This is a genomic window from Streptomyces botrytidirepellens (assembly GCF_003721215.1).
Taxonomy (GTDB): Bacteria; Actinomycetota; Actinomycetes; order Streptomycetales; family Streptomycetaceae; genus Streptomyces; species Streptomyces himastatinicus.
Genome location: NZ_RIBZ01000086.1, coordinates 1 through 20,197 on the forward strand (window position 1 = coordinate 1; position 20,197 = coordinate 20,197).

A 20,197-nucleotide genomic window follows, 5' to 3' on the forward strand; every position below is an offset into this window, starting at 1 on the left:
AAAGCATGGCTGACCCTCAGACGCGAGGTACGCACCCCACGCTCACGCCACTGCTCCGCAAGCCGGTCGATCTCCCCGACCGGTCCCGACACCACCACCGAATCAGCAGCATTGACCGCCGCCACCGCAACACCTGCGGCCCCCTCCAACACCACCACGGCATCAGCCTCCGTGGCGTTGACCGCCAGCATCGCCCCACCCTCGGGAAGCTGCTGCATCAACCGCCCACGCGCCACCACCAGACGCGCCGCATCCCCCACCGACAACACACCAGCCACCACACACGCCGCGATCTCACCGATCGAATGACCGGCCACCGCACCGAACGTGACCCCCCACGACTGCCACAACCGCGCCAACGCGTACTGGAAAACGAACAACGCCGGCTGCGCGAACTCCGTCCGCGCCAACCTCTCCTCCGCCCCCTCCTCCTCCGACCACATCACCTCACGCACACCACACCCCAGCAACGGATCCACCAACGCACACGCCTCATCCAGCGCCTCAGCGAACACCGGGAAACCCTCGGCCAGCTCACGCCCCATACCAAGACGCTGCGACCCCTGACCCGAAAACACCCCCACCACACGACCCGACACACCCGGACCAGGAGTACCCGGCACAGCCCCCGCCAGCCGCTCCAACCCGGCAAGCACCTCATCACGTCCGCCCACGACCACCGCACGGTGATCGAAGACCGAACGCCTCGTCACCAGCGAACGCGCCACATCCACCAAAGACAGCTCAGGACGCGCCACCAGGTGATCACGCAGAGCCGCCGCCTGACCCGACAACGCCGCATCCGACCTGGCCGACAACACCAGCGGAACCACACCACCTGCCACCNGGCCGACAACACCAGCGGAACCACACCACCTGCCACCGCCGGCGCAGCCGGCACCGACGGCTCATCATCCGAACCCACGGACTCCGCCACGAACTTCTCAAGAATCACATGGGCGTTGGTACCGCTGATGCCGAACGAGGACACAGCCGCGCGCAACGGACCGTCCTCACTCGCCCATGCACGCTCACGACTCAAAAGCTCCACACCGCTGCCGGCCCACTCCACCTCACGCGTGGGCTTGTCCGCGTAGAGACTGCGCGGCATGACGCCGTTGCGCATCGCCATCACCATCTTGATGACGCCCGCCACACCCGCCGCACCCTGCGTGTGACCGATGTTCGACTTCAACGAACCCAGATACAGCGGCTTGTCGGCACTGTGGGCCCGGCCGTAGGTGTTGATCAGGGCCTGCGCCTCGATCGGGTCGCCCAGCCGCGTGCCCGTACCGTGTGCCTCCACCACGTCGACCTCGTGGGCACCGAGTCCGGCGTTGGCCAGCGCGGCTCGGATGACCCGCTGCTGTGACCTGCCGTTGGGCGCGGTGAGGCCGTTGGACGCGCCGTCCTGGTTGACCGCCGAGCCCCGGACGACCGCCAGCACCTCGTGACCGTTGCGCAGCGCGTCGGACAACCGCTCGACCACCAGCATTCCCACACCCTCGGCCATGCCGAAGCCGTCGGCATCCGAGGAGAACGACTTGCAGCGGCCGTTGGGTGCCAGCGCACGCTGCCGGCTGAACTCGATGAACATGCCCGGCTCGGCCAGCAGGGTCGCACCGCCGGCGAAGGCCAGGTCGCACTCGCCGTTGCGCAGCGCCTGACAGGCCAGGTGCAGCGCCACCAACGATGAGGAGCACGCCGTGTCCACCGTCATCGCCGGGCCCTCCAGGCCCAGCACATAGGAGACTCGCCCGGAGGCGACACTCGTGGTGGTACCGGTCAGGACGTAGCCCTCCAGGTCCGGCCGTGCCTGGTGCAGCGGTTGACCGTAGGGAAGGTTGATGACGCCGTTGAACACCCCGGTGCGGCTGCCGCGGACGCCGGTCCCATCGATGCCGGCGTGTTCCAGTGCCTCCCAGGAGAGCTCCAGCAGCAGTCGCTGCTGGGGATCCATCGCGACCGCTTCGCGCGGGGAGATGCCGAAGAATTCGGCGTCGAACCGGTCCAGTTCCTTCAGCAGCGCGGCTTCCTGCTGATAAAAGGTGCCGGGCTCCGAAGGATCGGCGTTGTAGAGCGTGTCGAGGTTCCAGTCGCGCGTCTCGGAGAACGCGGTGACGGCGTCGCGGCCCTCGCTCACCATCTCCCACAGCCTGTCGGGGGAGTCGGCCCCGCCGGGCAGCCGGCAGGCCATGCCGACGATCGCGATCGGCTCGTCCGCGTGCACGGGATCGGTGAAGTCGCCGTCAGGTTCGGCGTCGTGGCCCAGTACCAACCGCAGTACCTCGCGTGCCAGCGCCTCCGGGGACGGGTGGTCGAAAACGACCGTGGGGGGCAGTCGAAGCCCGGTGACCTCGCTGAGCCGGTTGCGCAGTCCAAGCGCGCCGGCGGAGTCCAGACCCAGCGCCCTGAATGCCTGGTCCGTGGCGGTGACCTGGTCGTTCTCGTGACCGGGCAGGGCGGTGAACTGCTCGACGACCAGGTGCAGCACCTCGGCCAGCCGGTGGCCGGGCTCCAGCGCCTCCAAGCGGCTGCGCAGTTCGTCGCCCGCCGTGTCGTCGCGGTCGGCGTCCAGCGGATACGTCGGCAGGGCCACCGCCCGGGCGTCGCCGAAGACCGCGGGCCAGTCCGGGGTGGCACCGTGCAGAGCGGCCACGGCCACCGCTTCCAGGTGGCGGCCGAGCCCCGCGTCGTCGCGGCGCATGGTCTCCACCGCAACTGCCTCGTACCCCCGGTGCGCGGCTGTTTCCTCGATGCTCATGGTCAGCACCGGATGCGGGCTCATCTCGACGAAGAGGCGGTAGCCCTCCTCCAGCATCGTCTCGATCGCACCCTGGAAGTCTGCGGTCACCCGTGCGCTGCGGTACCAGAACTCCGGATCCAGGGATGCGGTGTCGACCGCACCACCGGTCGCCGCGGTGTACACCGGGATGTCCGCCGTGTGCGGCCGCACGGGTGCCAGCTCGCGCAGCATGAAGTCCCGGGTGCGCTCGATCTGCCCGGTGTGCGCGGCGACGTCGATGGCCACCGGCCGGGCCCACACCTCACGAGCGGCCAGCTTCTCGAGGATCTTCGCGCAGTCCTGTGTGGTGCCGCCGACCACGGTCGAGCGCGGCCCGTTGACCACAGCGATCTCCAGGTCCAGATCCCACTCCGCCAGCAGCTCCTCGACCTGGGCCGACGGCAGTCCCACGGCGACCATGCCGCCCTCGCCGCCGATCTGTCCCTCGCTCTTGGCGAACGCGGCGGCCAAATGTGCGCCGTCCTCCAGCGAGAGGCCGCCCGCCACCGTCAGCGCCGCGATCTCCGCGAAGCTCTCACCGACCACCGCGGCCGGTTCGATTCCGTGTGACCGCCACAGCTCGGCGAGTGAGACCATCACCGCGAACAGGGTCGGCTGGACGACGGCCACGCCGTCCAGGGGAACGGCCCCGGAGAGCACGTCCTGAAGTTCGAAGTCCACATGGGGGCTCAGGGCCCGTCCGCATTCGGCCAGCTTCTGGCGGAAGTACGGTTCGGAAGCGGCGAGTTCGTTGGCCATGCCCAGCCACTGGCCGCCCTGCCCGGGGAAGACGAAGACCGGCTTGTTCCCGTCGGCCTCGGCACCGTGGACCACTCCCTTGCCGGGCGTCCCGGCGGCCAGCGAGCGCAGGGCACCGGCGACCTCGTCACGGTCGGCACCGGAGACGACGGCCCGGTGCGGCCACAGGGTCCGGGCAGCGGCCTGGGTGTACGCCACGTCGGTGAGTGCGGTTCCGGGGTGCTCGTCGAGATGGTCCGCCAACTTCGCGGCGTATGCGCGCAGTCCGCTCTCGCTGCGGCCCGACAGCAGCAGCGGCGCGGTGGCGTCCGCCGAACCGGAGGCGCCGGAGGACGTGGTGGACGAGGGTTGCGCGGCGGTCAGTTGGTCCGAGCGCGCGGCTGCGTCGGCAAGGTCGATCACGCGGTCGTCGGGCCGGGGGTCCCGGGCAGCGAGCGCCACGGCGAACGTCATGCCGGGGTCGAGTACGACGGCCAGCGGGGCATCCGAGGCAGCCAGGGCCTGCCCGGCGGAGATGAACGGGTCCGCGTCACCGACGGCGTGGACGGTCACACCAGATATGCCGTCCAGGCCGCCCGGATCGTTCTGGGCGAACACTGCCACGGCCCGCTCGAGGGAAGGCACTGTCGCCGTGTCCTCAATCGCTGCCCAAATGATTGCGGTCGCCGATTCACTACCGAGATCGTTGGACCGGGCGATACCGGCGAGCACAATTCGACGGACACCGTCTGTCATTTTGGGGACTCCCGGAGAGGTCAAGCAAATAGGACAACTGAGCGGCCCGAAACCACCGCCGTCAACTACAGCAGAACGCCCATCCGTTTCGACACCCCAGCCACCCCCCTAAACCCCCCACTTTCGCGCTTCCAGAGGGCGGACGGATATTCACTCCGGAGGTGGAGAAATAAACGCGGGGGCCGATGACTGATGTCATCGGCCCCCGTTGTGCATGGGTGCGTGTTCGGTGAGTGCTCAGACGGTCATGTGTCCAGGGCCGCCAACGCTGCCGGGATTTCGTGCGGGCCCGTGGAAACGGCCAGAATTCGGCGTACCACTTGTGGTGCGGCCAGTGCCTCCGTGATCGTCCTGGCAAAGTCCGCACGGCCGATCCGGCCCGTCGGGCCCGGATCCACACCGGAACGCAGCAGGATCCGGCCGGTGGGCGGCTCGTCCTCCAGCGTCCCGGGGCGCAACACGCACCAGTCCAGGTCCCGCTCGCACACGGCCTGTTCGGCGTTCGCCTTCTCCCGCAGGTAGGACGACAGGCCGTCCCCCAGCGCGGATCGGGCGGCCGCACCGGGCAGCAGGGCGCTCACCAGTACGAAACGACGGACGCCCGCCCGTTCCGCCGCGCCGCTGAGCAGCGCGGCCGGAGAGGCTGCGACGGTGGCCGCGCCGAGCGAGCCGGGGCCGGTGCCGGTCCCGGCAGCCAGGACGACGGCGTCTGCGCCGGTCATGGCACGCATGACGGTCGCGCGCAGCTCATCGCTGTGGGTGTCGAGTACGACGGGCTCGACGCCGGCCGCCTCCAGCGCGGGCGCCTGCTCAGCCTTGCGGATCAGCCCGACCGGTGTCATGCCTCTATCGAGCAGGGACTCGGCGAGCCGGGCACCGAGGCCGGTCGTGATGCCCAGGGTCACTACCCTCACGGTCAGTTCACCTCGGCCGTCGGCTCGGAGTCGGAGTCGTCGCTCCCGTCCGGCCTCTCGTCCCGCTCCTCGGCCCGGGACGGCAGACTGAACACCAGCGCCGCGGAGATCAGGGCGGCGACCGCGCCGGAACCGATCGACGCCGCCGGCCCGCGCAGGTCGAGCAGCCAGCCGGTCAGCGGCAGCATGAGGGCGGCGCCGCTGGTGGTCGAGGTGGCCAGCCAGCCGAAGGCCTCCGCACGCCGCTCGGGCGGGGCCAGCGCGCCGATGCGTGATTGGCTCGCCCCGAGACTGGGGGCCACCGCTGTTCCGGTCAGCACCGTCACCACCGCGAGACCCCACACCGGGGTGTGGTCGCTGACCGGCGGCAGCAGCAGGGCCAGCGCCATCAGTCCTGCCACCAGCAGTCCGCTGGTGGCCCACCCGCCGCTCTGCTTGCCGCCGCGACTGACCGCCACGAGACCGCCGATGGCCGCCCCCATGCTGAACAGGGCGATGAGCACGCCGGCGGTCTTCGGCTCATCCTGGCTGCGGCCCCACGCGACGAGCGAGAGGTTCACCGAGAACAACGCCGCCATGAGGAAGAAAGGCACGAGGGAGGCCCGCAGGAAGACCGAGTCGCGCAACAGCGAGCGCCGGTCCGCCGACTTGTCCGACGCCGCCGAGGCAGTTTGCTCCGCGCGGTCGAATCCGGCCGCCCGCAGTGCGATGCCGAAGGCCATCGCGCCGCCGGCCGCCAGCACGGCGCACATCACCACAGCCGCCGCGCCGCTCGACAGCGTCACCACGGCGGTCGCCAACAGCGGGCCGATCATGGCGATCACTTCGTACCCGGTGGAGTCCAGCGTGTACAGGGCCTGACGCTGCTCATCCTTCACCAGCCGGGGCCAGACGGACCGCGACAGTTGGGAGACCGGTGGCAGCATCAGCCCGGTGAGGAATGTGACGACCACGGCGACCGGCCAGAGGCCCGACGGCGCCAGCGCGGCCAGCAAGATCAGCAGAGCGAGCCCGACGGCGTAGCCGACGCCGGTCTTGAAGAGCACGGCGGTCGCGGAGTCGCGGTCGGCTATTCGCCCTCGTACCGGACCCGCCACCGCCTGGCCGACCGCCATGGCGCCCGACAGCAGGCCGACGCTCGCGTACGAGCCCGTCCAGTCGGCGATCAGGAACGAAACCGCCACCGGCAGCGCACTCATGTGGATACGCGCGAGCAACGACAGCGAGAGCAAGCTCCGCAGGCGCGGCACCTCCGACAGCGCTCGCAACGAACGGAACATCTGTGTCTCTCCTCGTGTCGGGTATCGGAGTTGCTAGCGGGTGAGGCTGGGACGCAGCGCTGCCAGGGCGTCCCTGATGTGGCCCAGCACAGTGGACCGGTCGTCGTTGAAGAAGAAATGGCCCCCGGCGACCTCGTGCAGTGCGAAGGCACCGGTGGTGTGGTCGCGCCACGCCTCGGCCTCGGCACGGTTCACCTGTGGGTCCGTGTCCCCCGTCAGTACGGTCAGCGGGCAGGATACGGCCGCTCCCGGCTCGGCCTGATAGGACTCGGCCAATTCGTAGTCCGCGCGCAGCACGGGCAGCATCAGTTCGAGGAAGTCGGGGTCGCGCAGCAGCGCGGGGTCCGTGCCGCCCAGTCCCCGCGTCTCAGCGATGGCTTCCGCGAAGTCGACCTTCCTCGCCCCGGCCGGCGGCCGGACGGACGGTGCCCGGCGGCCGGAGACCACCAGCCCCAGGACGGTGTGCCCGTCACGTTCGAGCATGCGGGCGCTCTCGAAAGCGATCAGGGAGCCCATGCTGTGCCCGAACAGCACCAGTGGCAGATCCGGACCGGCCCGCAGCACCTCGCCCACCGCCGCGGTCATCTCCTGGAACCGGGTGATCGCCGGCTCACGGCGGCGCTCTTGACGGCCCGGATACTGAAGGCACAGCAATTCGGCGTCGGGCGGGACCGCCGCCCGCAGCCACGGGTAGTACGAGGCGGAACCGCCCGCGTGCGGGCAGCACACGACGCGGAAGGCCGCCTCGGCTCGCTCTCCGTACGAGACGAGCCAGTTACCGGCCTCTCGGGTGCCGTAAGCGGTCACGGTGTCCTTCCTGCCTGTCCGAGGTCCGGGTCGTCCGCGTGCGGTGCCGTCACCGTCCCCGGCTTCGGGAACCTGTCACGTAGTGGGAATCGAGGTCTTCGACTTTCCGGAGTCGACGGCCTCGATGTTCTCCTGCTTCATCCTCAGGATCGAAGCGTTGGTGTGCTCGCCGGCCTCCTGGCCAAGAGTGATCTCCAAACGCTCGCGGTGAGCGAACATCCAGGCTTCGACCGCGTAGCGGAACTTGCGCATGGCATCGACATGCGCGAGTTCGGATGCGTCGATGATCGAGTGTTCGAGATATCCGCGCAGGAACGCCTGCTTGTCGGCGTCGTCGTCCAGATAGATCAGCGTGCTGGCGACATCGAAGATGTGCGGGGCGTACATCACCTCGCCCCAGTCGAGCAGGCCGCCCACGCCGTTCTCGATGCGGAACTCACTCACCCGCGGATCGCCGTGGACGACACCCGCGGTCAGATCGTCCGGAATCACCTCGCGCGCCTCGCGAATTGCGCGCTGGATCCATGGGTACGCCTCAAGGGCCTCGTTCTCCGCCAGCAGCCAGTCGATATGGTTCCACGACATCACCGTGGTCGGCGCGGGGAGGACGCTCAGCGCCCGGTGAATGGATGCCAGTGTCCCCCCGACTGTCCGCATCTGCGCCGGATCAGTGGTGTCGACCCGGGTGCCGCCCATGTAGTCGAGCAGGCCCCAGCACCAGTCGTTGTCGTGGACCACCAGTTCACCGGTGATGGTGGCGTTCGGGGCACCGCTCGGGATCCCGTGGCCGGCGACGGCATGAGCCACACCCAGTCCGGCCTCGAAACCGGCCGCGTGGCTTTCCGGGACGGCCTTGAGGACGTATCGCCGATCCCCTTTCGCGACCTGCCAGGTGTGGGAGTTGTAGCCCTGGTCGACGACTTCCCGCTGCCAGGGAAGCACCGACCAGTCCCCCTCACCCCATCGGTCCAGGGGAAGCTTTCCGTCCTCCGGCGCGGTCGGCATGGGTTCGAAAATGGGCACGTTATGAGGTCCTGTCCTTGTGCGATGGGGTAGGTCTTCGTCACCGAACCGGCATCAACGGGTCGCGTCCCAGGTCACGGGCAGTTCCCACACCCCGTAGACCACTGAATCCGTCTTGAACCTGATCTGATCATCCGGAACCGCGATGCGCAGAGTCGGAAACCGCTCGAAAAGCCTTCGGAAGGCCACCTTCATCTCGATGCGAGCCAGTTGATGACCGATACACATATGAACACCGTGACCGAACGCGAGGTTCCTGGCATCCTGCCGGTCGAAGATCAGTCGATCCGGATCGGGAAAGCTCTCGGGGTCACGGTTCGCGGAAACCATCGCGCCGACCACGGTCTGGCCGGCCTCGATCCGGTGACCACCGATCTCCATGTCCTCCAAAGCGGTGCGAGTAAAGGAGAACTGAACGATCGACAGATACCGCAGCAGCTCTTCCACCGCGCTGTCGATGAGCGCTGGATTCTCGCGCAAGGCAGAGAGCTGGTCCTCGTTCCGCAGGGTGACCAGCGTACCCAGGCTCAGCATGTTGGAGGTCGATTCGTGGCCCGCGATCAGCATCAGCGTGCACAGGCCGGCCACTTCGTCGTCCGTAAGACGGTCGTCTTCGCTCCCGGGATGCACCAGGTCGCTGATCAGGTCATCGCCGGGCTCTTTCTTCTTGAACGCTATGAGATCCTGCATGAAGCGGGAGAACTCATTTATCGAGGCCTTGATCTGGTCCAACGGCAGTTCGACATTGAGGACATCGGCCGACCACCGCTGAAAATCGGCGCGGCTGCCGGACGGCACGCCGAGCAGGTCCGAGATGACCAGAGAGGGGATCGGCAGGGCGTACTCCTCAACGAGGTCGACCGGACCGCCCTTTTCCTCCATCCGATCCAAGAACTGACGTGCGTACGCCTCCACTCGGGGTTCGAGTTCACGCATCTTCCGCGTGGTGAACCTGCCGGAGACCAGCCTGCGATACCGAGTGTGCTCCGGAGGATCCATGCTGATGAACGCACCGGGCGGCATGGCGGGCTTGGTGTCCCGGTGCCGGGTCCGAGCCGAGCGCGACCTCTCCGAGCTGAAACGGGGGTCCGTGAGCAGGGTCTTGACATCCTCGTACCGGCTGAGCAGCCACCCCTGGTTGCCATCGGGGTAGACGATCGGGACGACCGGCCTCTCTGCGCGTAACCGAGTGTAGTCATCCGGCGGGTCGTATGGGCAGCTCCGGTGAGTCGGCAGCCCCTGGACCGGTGGCATCTCGTTCATGGCAGGTGCGCTCCTCGTAGATGGTGCAAGACTTTTCCGGTCGGTGCTGTTCAGACCTTCTCGAACGGCCCGCTGTTCACATACCTGGGTGACGTCCGCCTACTCGCCTGGGCATCGCGCAGTCGTCCGCAGCGGAAACCCACGGGTAAACCTACGGTTGGGGTGATCCCCAGCCGCAAGCCCCTAACACCCCCCTGTTCACCCTAGAAACCACAACATGTCGACGTTTCAGTCACGTCCCTTTCTCCAAGGGCGTGGGCAGGTAGGTGCAGGCGGCGGCGGGCAACCGCACGCCTGCGACGCGCAACTGGGCGACTCGGCCCGTCACGGCGGCCCCCCGCATCAGATGGGTGGACAGGTCGGCGACGAACCGGTTGCGCACCGGGGCGAGGTACGACCCGGCGACCCAGGTGTTGAACGAGCCCATCGCCGGCCCGCACCACACCTGGTAGTCAGTCAGCCGTCCCGGCTCCCCCGCGATGCTCCATGCCGAGGAAAGCCCGAGATACCAGCGGAATATCAGCGCCATCTTGCGCTTGGGGTCGTGTTCGGCCCGGTCGATCTGGCGCGGGTCGCGGTCGCGGAAGTAGCCGACGCAGTCCGACCAGATGTCGTCGAGTGATCGCCGGAAGGTACGGTCTTCCAGCGCCTCCCGCTCGGCCGCCGGGATCGTGTCGATACCGGCATGACCGGTGTATATCTCGTACAGCTTTTTGGCCCTCGCGGCGAACATCGTGCCACGTTTGAGCACTTGCACCTGGGCGCCCATCTCGAACATGTCGGCCGATGGCGCCATCTCGCAGTCCGTGCTCCTCGCGTCGGCCAGTAACTGCTTGGTGGTGTCGGACTGCGAGGCCTCCACGCTGGCCTGGTTGATCGATCCCGTCACCACGTACGCGGCGCCGAGGGCGAATGCCGCGAAGGCCGCGGATGGCGTGCCGATGCCGCCTGCCGCGCCGACCCGCACCTGTCGCGGGTAGCCGAGTTCGCGCTGGATCCGGTCGCGCAGCGCGACCAGCTCGGGGATCAGGACGACCAGCGCGCGGCGGTCGGTGTGCCCGCCGGAGTCGGCCTCTGCGGTGATGTCGTCGGCCATCGGCACCCGGCGGGCGAGTTCGGCTTGTTCCGCGGTGACCGCGCCCTCGGCGACCAGCTCCCGCACCATCCGCTCCGGCGCCGGCCGCAGGAAAAGCTCCGCGATCTCGGCACGGGACACCTTGGCAATCACCTTGTTGGCCGCGACCACGCGCCCGCCGTGCAGGGACAGGCCCGCGACCCGGTAGCGCACCACGGCCGGGGTGAGCCGCACGAAGGCCGATGCCTCGACGCACCGCACCTCGTGCCGTAGGCACAGCTCGACGGTGGCCTGTTCCAGGGCGGGTTCGCTCGGGCTGTGGATCAGGTTGCAGGCGAATGGCATACCCGGCGCGTCCCTCCGGATCGCGGCCAGCGCTTCGGCCACCTGGTCGGGAAGCAGCCCCGCAGCGCCGAACGAGGCCAATACCCCCGACCGGGCCAGTGACACCACCATCCGCGCCGAGGAGATGCCGTTGGCCATGGCGCCGGCCTGATAGGCCAGCCGCACCCCGTGGTCATGGCGGAACTCGTCGTCCCCCAGCGACTCGGGCCGGCACGGTGGCACCGCGGCGAGTACCTGCGCGGTGCGGGCCTGGGCGGCATCATTGGTCACGGCGATCCCCGTGTCGCAGCGCACCACGAAAAGCGGCTGATCCAGGGTGGACAGTGCTGCGCGCACCGAGTCCGGGTCGCCGGCCGGACGCGTCGGTATGGGGGTCACCACGGCCGTGCTCCTTCCTCACGCAGTTCCACCGCGATATCGGTGAGCTCGTAGATCCGCAGGCCTGGTTTCCACATGCTGGCGTCGCCGACCGCCCGCACCCGGCCGGGCCGGTGTTCCACGCTCTTGATGTGGACCTCCAACACGTACTGTCCGTCCGTCGGCAGGAACTGGCCCCGGTACTTCCAGGTGAACGGCAGGCCGACCGGTAGCACAAAGCCGGGGTCGCGCAGGTCGTCGCCCAGCCCACTGTCCAGCAGCCATTCCTGCATGGCGTGCACGACCGCCTCGACACCGAACGAACCGGGGATCACCGGGTCGTACCGGAAATGCCTGGTGAACACCCAGTGTTCGGGGTCTATGGGTTGCACCGCTCGCAGATAGCCGAGGCCGAATTCCCCCCCGCCGTCCACCACCTGCACCGCGTCCAGCAGGGCCAGATGACCGCGAGACACCAGCCGGGCGGCCGGATCGGCTCGGCGGGCGACGATGTCGATGGTCCGGGTGGCCGGCCGCGACCGTTGTGCATCCCACCAGGTCGGCACATGCCGACCGGCGTCCAGGCCGGTCTGGTTGGCCATCGCCGCGTCGCTGAAGTACCCGAACAGCGTCTCACCGGAGTAGAACGGCTCTCCGTCCACGCACGCCGTGTAGGCGAAGGTCTGCAGCGTCGCACCGGGCACCGGCGATGTGGACAGCAGGTCGGAGTCCTGGACGATGGTCTTGTCGCGCAGATCCACCTCGCGCAGCACGGTGGCGGTGCCACCGAGATTGCGGAGACTGACCGCGGCGTCCGAAGCGGACAGTGTGGGTCCGAGGAAGTAGCCGAGTATCAGCGCGGCCTGCAGGGAGCTCTCCATATGGACGCAGTTGGGCATGGACGCGTTCGCCGTTTCCTCGTAGTACCAGGAGTCGGCCGGCGAGTCGTATTCGGTGCGGTGCGAACCGCGGCTCAGGATCCCGCGTTCCCCGGTCATGTCCATGATGCGGTCTACCAGCAGCAGTCCGCGGTCCGGCGGCCGGGTGGACTTGATGGAGCTGTAGTGCGCGAACTCCGGACCGAGCGCGATGCCGTGATCGCCACGGCAAAGCTGGGCCAGGTGGAACTCGCCCAGCATCGCGCGGTCGCCGAACCGGCCGAGCCGGCCCAGCCAGCGGGCCGGCTTCCCGCCGTGTTCCGGACCGATCGACACGCCGGGCTTCTCGCACACCGCGACGGTGACACCGGCGACCCGGCCCACCGCCACGCCGCCCACCAGCAGCTCGGCATCCACCCGCAGGAACGGGCGGGGTACCAGATCCACGGCGGACACATCCACCACCAGGTCCACGGCCTTGTGCTCTGCCGAAAGCTCCTGGTCGAACTCGACCCGCACCGGTTCGGCCGGCAGCCATGGAATCCCGCGCACCAGGGTGGCGTCGGCGAAACACAAGTGCAAACCGAGATACAGCGCGAACACCTCGGCCGCTTGGACGACCGCGTCCACCACCACGTCGCGGTCGATGGCACCCACGGCGCGCGCGGCCAGTCGACCGCGTCCGTACGGCCCGCCGTGCAAGGACATGCCGGTCACCGAGGTCAGCAGCGTGCCACTGGTCCGGATATCCGGATTCGCCCCATCCTGACGGTACTGCGTACCGAACACGCCCGCGATGTCGCCCACGGCCAGGGCCGCCAGCGCGGTGGCGTCCAGGGCTCCTACGGCGGTACGAGCCAGTGGCTTGAACCGTGCCTCGCTGGTCACCGGGACCGGTGCGCGTTCGATCCGGGCCGTGCCGCCATTCAGCAGTGCCTTGCGCTGCAGCGCGGCATGCGCGCGTATTGCCTGCTCATGCGCCCGAGCTGCCGTGGTGCGCAGCTCGCGCACCACCGCCCTGAGCCCCGCTGTCCCGGCGTCGGAGACCGGACCGGCCAATGAGACGTTCAGCGCCGCCGGAACCGGGTGCGGGCCAGATGGGGCCGGGTCGGTCAGGGCGAGCGCGTCGAATGGCTCCCCCACGAAGTCCAGGTCCGTATGGCTCACCCCAGGGTCTCCGTTTTCGTACTGCCGGCCGGGTGTTCCACCGGTCCCAGCCGGGCTTGCCAGTGCGCCACCGATTCAGCGAATTTGGCCGCCATGGCCGGTGTGGCCACGTACTCGGCCCCGGTGAAACGCACCAGTACCCGACCGGACTCGTCCGTGGCCGTGGCGGTCACCGTGATCCCGGTGGTGGAGCGGCGCAGCTCGTCGACGACCAGCACGAAGTCCCGGTCGTCAGGGAGCGGTGCGTAGTAGTCCGCGCTCTCGATACCCAGCGGCAGGCAGGCTTGACCGAGCACCCGGCTGCCGAGCACTGACGGCCCCTGAAGCATGACGTCTGCCAGCACCGGACTGTGCGACCGGCCGGCGAACGATCCGCCCGCGACCGTGAGGTCCCGCAACCGGCACCGCACCACGAGGCGCTCGTCGGTGAACTCCAGGATCTGCCGCATGCCCTGCAGGTGCGGGCCGTGGAACTGGATGGCACCGGTGTAGATGGGCAGTGCGTCACCTGCCCCGGCACCGGGCGGGCGTAGTCGTCGGCTGGGGGCGGCATCCGGTCGAGCGGCCAGTTCCAGGGTGGCCGCGTAGTGCGAGGTGGGCACCGCACGGCCGGCGTCACCGCGCACCGTGGCCCGCACGATCACCCGGTCCCCGATGGCCTGGCAATCGGTCAGCTCCACGTGGTGATCGCGTGCTTGACCACCGTCGAACACGATTCCCTTGTACACCTGGAATTCTCGCGCCCGTACCACGCGCAGGCCGGGATGTGCGCGTTCGGCCACATTGATCAGCCAGCCGAGACCGAAGGTGGCCGGCAGTACCTCGTGCGGGCCGATGCGGTGATCGCGAATCACCGGATCCCGCTCCAGGCCGCCAAGATCGCGGTACGCGACCAGGGGGCGCGCGGTGCTTGGCCGGTCACCGGCCGGCGATATGTCTTCCCCGATCAGTACCTGGGTCTGCGCCACGTGGTCGGCGGTGAACTGTTCGACGAAGGCCCGGGCACCCATCGCCGGGTCCAGCAGGCGAACGCCGCGCGCGGTGAACAGCTCGCGCAGCTCGGGGCCGACCATACCGCCGTCCCACGCACCCCAGTTGATCGCGACCACGTGCCGGCCGGGGTGGCGGTGCCGCCAGCTCGCCGCGAACCGGCACAGCGCCTCGTTCGCCGCCGCGTAGTCGGCCTGCCCGGCATTGCCGAACAGTCCGGCGACCGAGGTGAACAGCACCAGATGACGCAGCTCGGCGGTATCCACGGCAGCGAGTACCGCGGCCAGTCCACGCAGCTTCGGTGCGCACACCCGCTGGACTTGCGCGGCGGTCTTGTCGGCCAGCAAGGCGTCGGCCAGCACCCCGGCACCGTGCACGATGCCGGTGACGCGACGATCGGCCAGGGCGGCATGCACTGCTTCGGCATCCGTGACATCCACGGTGTGGTAACTCGCCGTGGCGCCGGCCGCTTCGATCCGGGCGAGGGTGGCCCGGATCTCCCTCTGGGCCAGCAGCTCGGCGTGTCTTCTGTCGATATCCCGCGGACTCGGCCGGTTCCCGTCGGCCCGTAGCTCGGCGATGACGGCGGCCCTGAGGTCGGCGTCGGCCACACCGGTCGCCCAGCCCGGCTCCTCGGTCAGGGCGGTCTTGCCGAGCAGCACGAACTGGGCCGGACAGTACTCGGCGAGCGCGGCGACGCACCGTGCGGTGATCCCGCGCCCGCCGCCGACCGCCACGAAGACATCATCGGCCGTCACCGACGGCTTCAGCGTCCCCCGGACGTCCACGGTGGACGATGCGGCAGGGTACGAGTGGCGGCCAGGTGTCACGGTGCGGCGGACACCCGCGCGGTCGATGCCGACCTCGGTGGTGTCCCCGGCCGCGTCGTGCAGTTCGGCCAGCAGAGCGGTGAGGGCGGCGTCCGGGTCGATCTCGGGGTGAAGGTCCACCGCCCGGCAGAACAACTCCGGCGCCTCCACCGCCAGTGTCTTGACCACTCCACCGGCACCGCCGATCAGCGCCGCCTCCGGCTCTGCTTCGCCGAGCAGGCCGAGCCCGCCGTCCAGGCGCGTCAGCGTGACGAACGCGGCGCGCGGCCCACCCGCGGCACGCAGCCCGCGCTGGGCGTGCTTGGCGAGCACGATGGTTTCGGTCAACCGACGTTCTGCGGCTGCCGGATCCGGCTCGGCGTCGAGTATCGCGAGGGCGAGGTGTATCGGGTCGGCGGTCGCCTCGGCGCATGCCCGTTCCAGTGCGTCAACGTCGGGCTGTGCCGACAGATCGACGCGGCGGACCGTCCAGCCGTGCCGCGTCAGACCCGCGGCCAGGGCGACGGCGTCCGCCCCGCCGTGATCGGCCACTACCGCGACCGGCTCGGCCGGAAACGGCTGTTCCAGCCGGTCGATGGGAGGCAGGTCGACCAAGTCGACGCGATACCGCTTGAGGGAACCGTCACCAACCGCCGCGATCGGCTCAGCGGTCGGCGACAGCTCTTTTGGGTCGACACCACCTGCCTCGCCCATCAGGAAGCCGACCACCTGATCGATCGTGCGTAACTCGCCGAGCTGCTCCGGTCCAATGGTGGGCAGGTCCGGGAAGTGTTCCTGTACCACGCCGAGCACCTGCACCCGTTTGATCGAATCAACACCGAGGTCGGCCTCCAGGTCCATGCCGGGCTCGACCAGGTCGGCCGGATAGCCGGTCATCTCGGCAACCGCGTCCACCAGAACCCCTCGCACCGAGCCGGCCGAAACACCAGCGCCGACGGCCGTCTCGGACGGGGCGGCCGAAACCGCACTCGGGGCAACATGAGCGGGAGGGTCCGGAGCAACCGCGGCCGTGGGTGCGGGCACCGCGGCAGGCGGCAGAGCCACCGGGGCAGCCGGCGCGATCGCGGCCGGTAACCCGCTCGCCGGTGCCGCGCCCACCTCCAGCTCGGCCAGCCGGGCCAGCACCTCGGTGGCCCGAGCGTGCGCCTGGCCGATCGCCACGCTCTGGTCCTTCACCGATTCGGCGAGCTGCGGCAGTCGCGGATCGTTCAGGCCGCGTTCGGTGACCAGTCCGACGAGTGTCTCGGCCACCTGCAACTGGCTCTCCAGGTAGCGGGTGTGCAAGGCCAGGTGCTGCGCGGCCGGATCGTCCCCGGCCCGGTGCGCAGGCTGTGGATGCGCGGTCATCGTTGTTTCCTCCTGAACACGGCGCGAGCGGGCAGCGCTGACGGATTCCGGCGTCGGAACGGACGTGGCCACGGACGCCGCCCCCCGTTCCGGCGCCGGCAAGGCAGCTCGGAACCCGTCGGTAAGGCCCGCCCGGTAGGCGGCCTGCCTGGCCGGCGGGACGTATTCGGGTGCCGACAGGGTGATGGTCATGCCCGCCGGTTTCGCCTCGACAGCCGGTGATGCGTCGTAGCGGTTGATCCCGGTCAGCTCGACCCCCAGCACCACCAACTGCACCGCGGCCTGCTTGAGGGCGACGTCGGAGTCGCCGAGCGGGCCGGTGTCGGTGGGGATGGCGACCACATCGGCTTCGGGCAGAATGCTGCGCACCAGGCCGGTGAGGATCTGCTTGGGTCCGAACTCGACGAACGTCGTGACACCATCGGCGTGCATGGCACGCACGGAGGACATGAACTCGACCGGCCACAGCAGTTGGCGGGCCAGGGTTTCCGCATTCGCCACCGGGTCGGTGCCGTAGCGGGCGCCCGGACTGTTCGCGTACACCGGGGCCCGGGGCCCGCCGATCCGCACGGTTTCGAGTGTGGTGCGGAAGCGGTCCACCGCATGGCGGACGTACCGGGTGTGGAAGGCTGCCGACACCTTCAGCCGGCGTGCGCTGATCCGTCGTTCCGCGCACGCGGCCAACACCGTGTCCATCGCTGCGGTGCCGCCACCGACGACCACCTGCTCGGGGGCATTGTGATTGCAGATGACCGCATCGGAGATGTCCGCCAGGATCTTCTCGACCCGCTCCCGGCTCGCGGCGACCGCCACCATCGCACCGGCGTCCACGGTGTCTCCGGTCGGCGCCATGGCCGTGCCGCGCGCCACCGCCAGCCGGAAGTAGTCCGCGGCGGACACCGCACCGGAAGCCCACAACGCGGTCAGCTCACCGAAACTGTGCCCGGCGAAGCCGTGCGCGCGCAGGCCGAGTTCGTGCAGAAAGCGGAACTGGCCCACGGACAGGGCACCGATCGCCGGCTGGGCGTACTCGGTGCGGTGCAGCGTCGCCTCCTGGGCCCTGCGCAGTCCCGCGTCGAAGACCGGTGGCGGGAACACCGCTGTGGCCAGACCCGGCCGGGCACCGGTGAAGCTCATGTTCGCCTCGTCGAACGCGGCCGCCACCGTGGGCACGTTCAAAGCGGCTTCCAGCCCCATGTCCAGGTACTGACTGCCCTGCCCGGCGAACAGCGCGCCGACACGGATGTCAGCCATGGCCCGGCGCCGGTAGTACACGCCGTGCGGGTCCGACCACTGCTCGGCATCCGGGTCTGCGGCGATCCGCTCGGCGGCCCTGGCCCGGAGCTGGGTTGCGGTTTCCTCGTCGGTGGCGACAAAGCCGACCCGGGCATGCTCGGCGGGCACCGGGCCACCGTCGGCCGGCGGGGTGGCCGCGTTCAGCAGTTCCAGCAGGGCGACAGGATCGGGCGCGTGCCACACGTGCGCTCGCGCGGTGCGGTGCAGGTTGCGCACCATGGACCGGTCGGTGTTGTGCTCTTCGAGCACCACATGGAAATTCGTGCCGCCGAAACCCATCGCGGAGGCCGCGGCGCGGCGCACCGGGCGACGCGGATCGCTGATCCACGGGCGGTTCTTGACGTTGATGTAAAACGGCGCCGAGTCGAAGTCGACGCCGCTGTTGGGCCGCTCCACGTTGATGGTGGGCGGCAAGTTCTTGTGGTACAGGGCTAGCGCGAGCTTCATCAGACTGGCCGTGCCTGCCGCACCCTTGGTGTGGCCGATCTGCGATTTGACGCTGCCCAGGGCGGCGGTGTGCCGCTCGGCCTCGTTGTCGTCCAGCAGTTCGCGCAGTGCTATCAGCTCAGTGCGGTCCCCGACCGCGGTGCCGGTGGCATGCGCCTCGAACAAGGCCACCGAAGCGGGCGAACACTCCGCGTCCTCGTAGGCGCGGTCCAGCGCGGCACGCTGCCCCTCGGCACGTGGAGCGTAGATGCTCTTGGCCCGCCCGTCGCTGGACGAACCGAGGCCACGGATCACGGCGTAGATCCGGTTTCCGTCCCGCTCGGCATCCGCCAAGCGGCGCAGCGCCACCATGCCGATGCCCTCGCCGAGCAGCGTGCCATCCGCATCGTCCGAGAAGGGGCTGATCCGGTCGGTTTTGGACAGGGCACCGACCTTGCCGAAGGACAGGTACACGAAGATCGTGTTCTCGGTGTCCACTCCGCCGGTGATCATCATATCGGCCCGGCCATCCACCAACTCGGCGATGGCCGTCCGCAACGCAGCCAGCGAGGCGGCGCAGGCCGCGTCGACCGTGGCGTTCAGCCCACCCAGGTCAAGACGGTTGGCCACCCGGCCGGCCACCACATTGGCGAGGAACCCGGGAAAGGAGTTCTCCTCCCATGGTGCGAATGCCCGCACGTACCGGTGAGCGATCTCCTCGGCGTCCGACGCGGTCAGGCCCGCAGCGCGCACCACCTCCTTGAGCACCGGTGTGGACAGCCGGGCCGCGAGCGGGTGCATCAACGGCACCGGGCCGGTCACGCCGAGCACGACGCCGGTGCGTGCCGGGTCGTACCAGTCGGAGCCATCCGTGCCGGCATCGCGCAGGAGGTCACGGGCGACGCCGAGGCTGAGCGTCTGCATCGTGCTGGTCACGTCCAACTGGTTGGGCGGTATACCGAACTCGAGCGGGTCGAACTCCACGTCCGGCAAAAAGGCGCCGCGACGTGAGTAGGTCTTGTCCGGTGCTTCAGGATCGGGGTCGTAGTAGTCGTCCAGCCGCCACCGGGACTCCGGCACCTCGCTGGTGCAGTCCACTCCGTCGACGATGTTCTGCCAGTACTCCCGGTGGTTGCGAGCCATCGGAAACAAGCTGGACATGCCGACGATGGCGATCGGGGAGTCGGCCAGCCGCCGGTCCAGTCGCCTGTGCTGCTCGCTCACGTTGTTCCTTCCTCACATCATCGCCGGCACGGCATCGCCGGTGGCACGCTCGAGCAGGCCGGCAACCGATTCGGCGAACCACTGGTGGCCACGTGGGCTGGGATGCAGACCGTCCGCCGACCACATCTCAGGCCGTGACCACTCAGCAACGGTGGTGACGTCCAAACACAGCGTGCCGGTGTCCGCGGTGATCGCGCCCAGCATCTCGTTGGCCATGGCGAACCGCTCGCGCAGGAGCGCACGGAACGACTCGGGTACCGGCAGGTTGGCCGGGATGTCCGCGTAGGTCGCGGTGAACACCACGGTGTCCATCCCGGTCAGCCGGCCGAAGATGGTGGCCAGGTTGTCCCGGAACCGGTCCGGGTCGAAGTCGCTCACCAGGTCGTTGACTCCGACGATCACACCGATGACCGGCGGCTTGTTGGCCAGGGCCCGGGGAAGTTGGTCGTCGACGACCTGCTGGGTGGTCGCCTGGTGCGTGCCGAGGTTCCGCACCCGCTCCCCCGGCACGCCCAGCAGTTCGGCCAGTCGCGGTACCCATCCGTACCAGGCCCCGGCCGGGCCGGGGTCCCCCCTGCCTTCCACGAAACTGTCGCCGAGCGCGCTGAGCCGGATCGCCGGCATGATGCCCTCCGAAGTGGACGGTCGGACGGTGGTCAGGATGACTGCCGTGGCAGGACGCGATGTGCTGCGGTC

General features: G+C 69.2%; 9 protein-coding genes and 1 pseudogene. All 10 read right to left on the reverse strand.

All coding sequences use genetic code 11. The features are described from left to right. Positions 1 to 4,279, reverse strand: a pseudogene (locus EEJ42_RS52580) (acyltransferase domain-containing protein); the annotation flags it as partial. A 245-nt stretch (positions 4,280 to 4,524) separates the two neighbouring features. Further along, positions 4,525 to 5,193, reverse strand: a complete 669-nt coding sequence (locus EEJ42_RS06335) for an NAD(P)H-binding protein (protein ID WP_184502966.1) — start codon at positions 5,191 to 5,193, stop codon at positions 4,525 to 4,527. Positions 5,194 to 5,195: 2 nt separating this feature from the next. Continuing rightward, positions 5,196 to 6,473, reverse strand: coding sequence for an MFS transporter (locus EEJ42_RS06340; RefSeq protein WP_123098990.1), 1,278 nt, complete (start codon positions 6,471 to 6,473; stop codon positions 5,196 to 5,198). A 33-nt stretch (positions 6,474 to 6,506) separates the two neighbouring features. Further along, a complete protein-coding gene (locus EEJ42_RS06345; RefSeq protein WP_123098991.1) occupies positions 6,507 to 7,280 on the reverse strand; it encodes a thioesterase II family protein in 774 nt (257 codons plus the stop codon). A 75-nt stretch (positions 7,281 to 7,355) separates the two neighbouring features. Then, positions 7,356 to 8,303, reverse strand: coding sequence for a phosphotransferase enzyme family protein (locus EEJ42_RS06350; RefSeq protein ID WP_148081872.1), 948 nt, complete (start codon positions 8,301 to 8,303; stop codon positions 7,356 to 7,358). Positions 8,304 to 8,357: 54 nt separating this feature from the next. Further along, entirely contained in the window at positions 8,358 to 9,566 is a 1,209-nt protein-coding gene (locus EEJ42_RS06355) for a cytochrome P450 (protein ID WP_123098993.1), read from the reverse strand. 232 nt (positions 9,567 to 9,798) lie between these two features. Continuing rightward, positions 9,799 to 11,367 (reverse strand): PfaD family polyunsaturated fatty acid/polyketide biosynthesis protein, encoded by a 1,569-nt coding sequence (locus EEJ42_RS06360; protein WP_221179330.1) that lies wholly within the window; start codon positions 11,365 to 11,367, stop codon positions 9,799 to 9,801. Next, a complete protein-coding gene (locus EEJ42_RS06365) occupies positions 11,361 to 13,235 on the reverse strand; it encodes a hotdog family protein (protein ID WP_246096154.1) in 1,875 nt (624 codons plus the stop codon). Before EEJ42_RS06365 ends, EEJ42_RS06360 begins: the two co-directional genes overlap by 7 nt. 149 nt (positions 13,236 to 13,384) lie before the next feature. Continuing rightward, on the reverse strand, positions 13,385 to 19,501 hold the full coding sequence (locus tag EEJ42_RS06370; protein ID WP_246096156.1) for a type I polyketide synthase: 6,117 nt from the start codon (positions 19,499 to 19,501) through the stop codon (positions 13,385 to 13,387). A gap of 12 nt (positions 19,502 to 19,513) precedes the next feature. Further along, positions 19,514 to 20,125 (reverse strand): SGNH/GDSL hydrolase family protein, encoded by a 612-nt coding sequence (locus EEJ42_RS06375; protein WP_123098995.1) that lies wholly within the window; start codon positions 20,123 to 20,125, stop codon positions 19,514 to 19,516. Between the last annotated feature and the right edge of the window lie 72 nt (positions 20,126 to 20,197).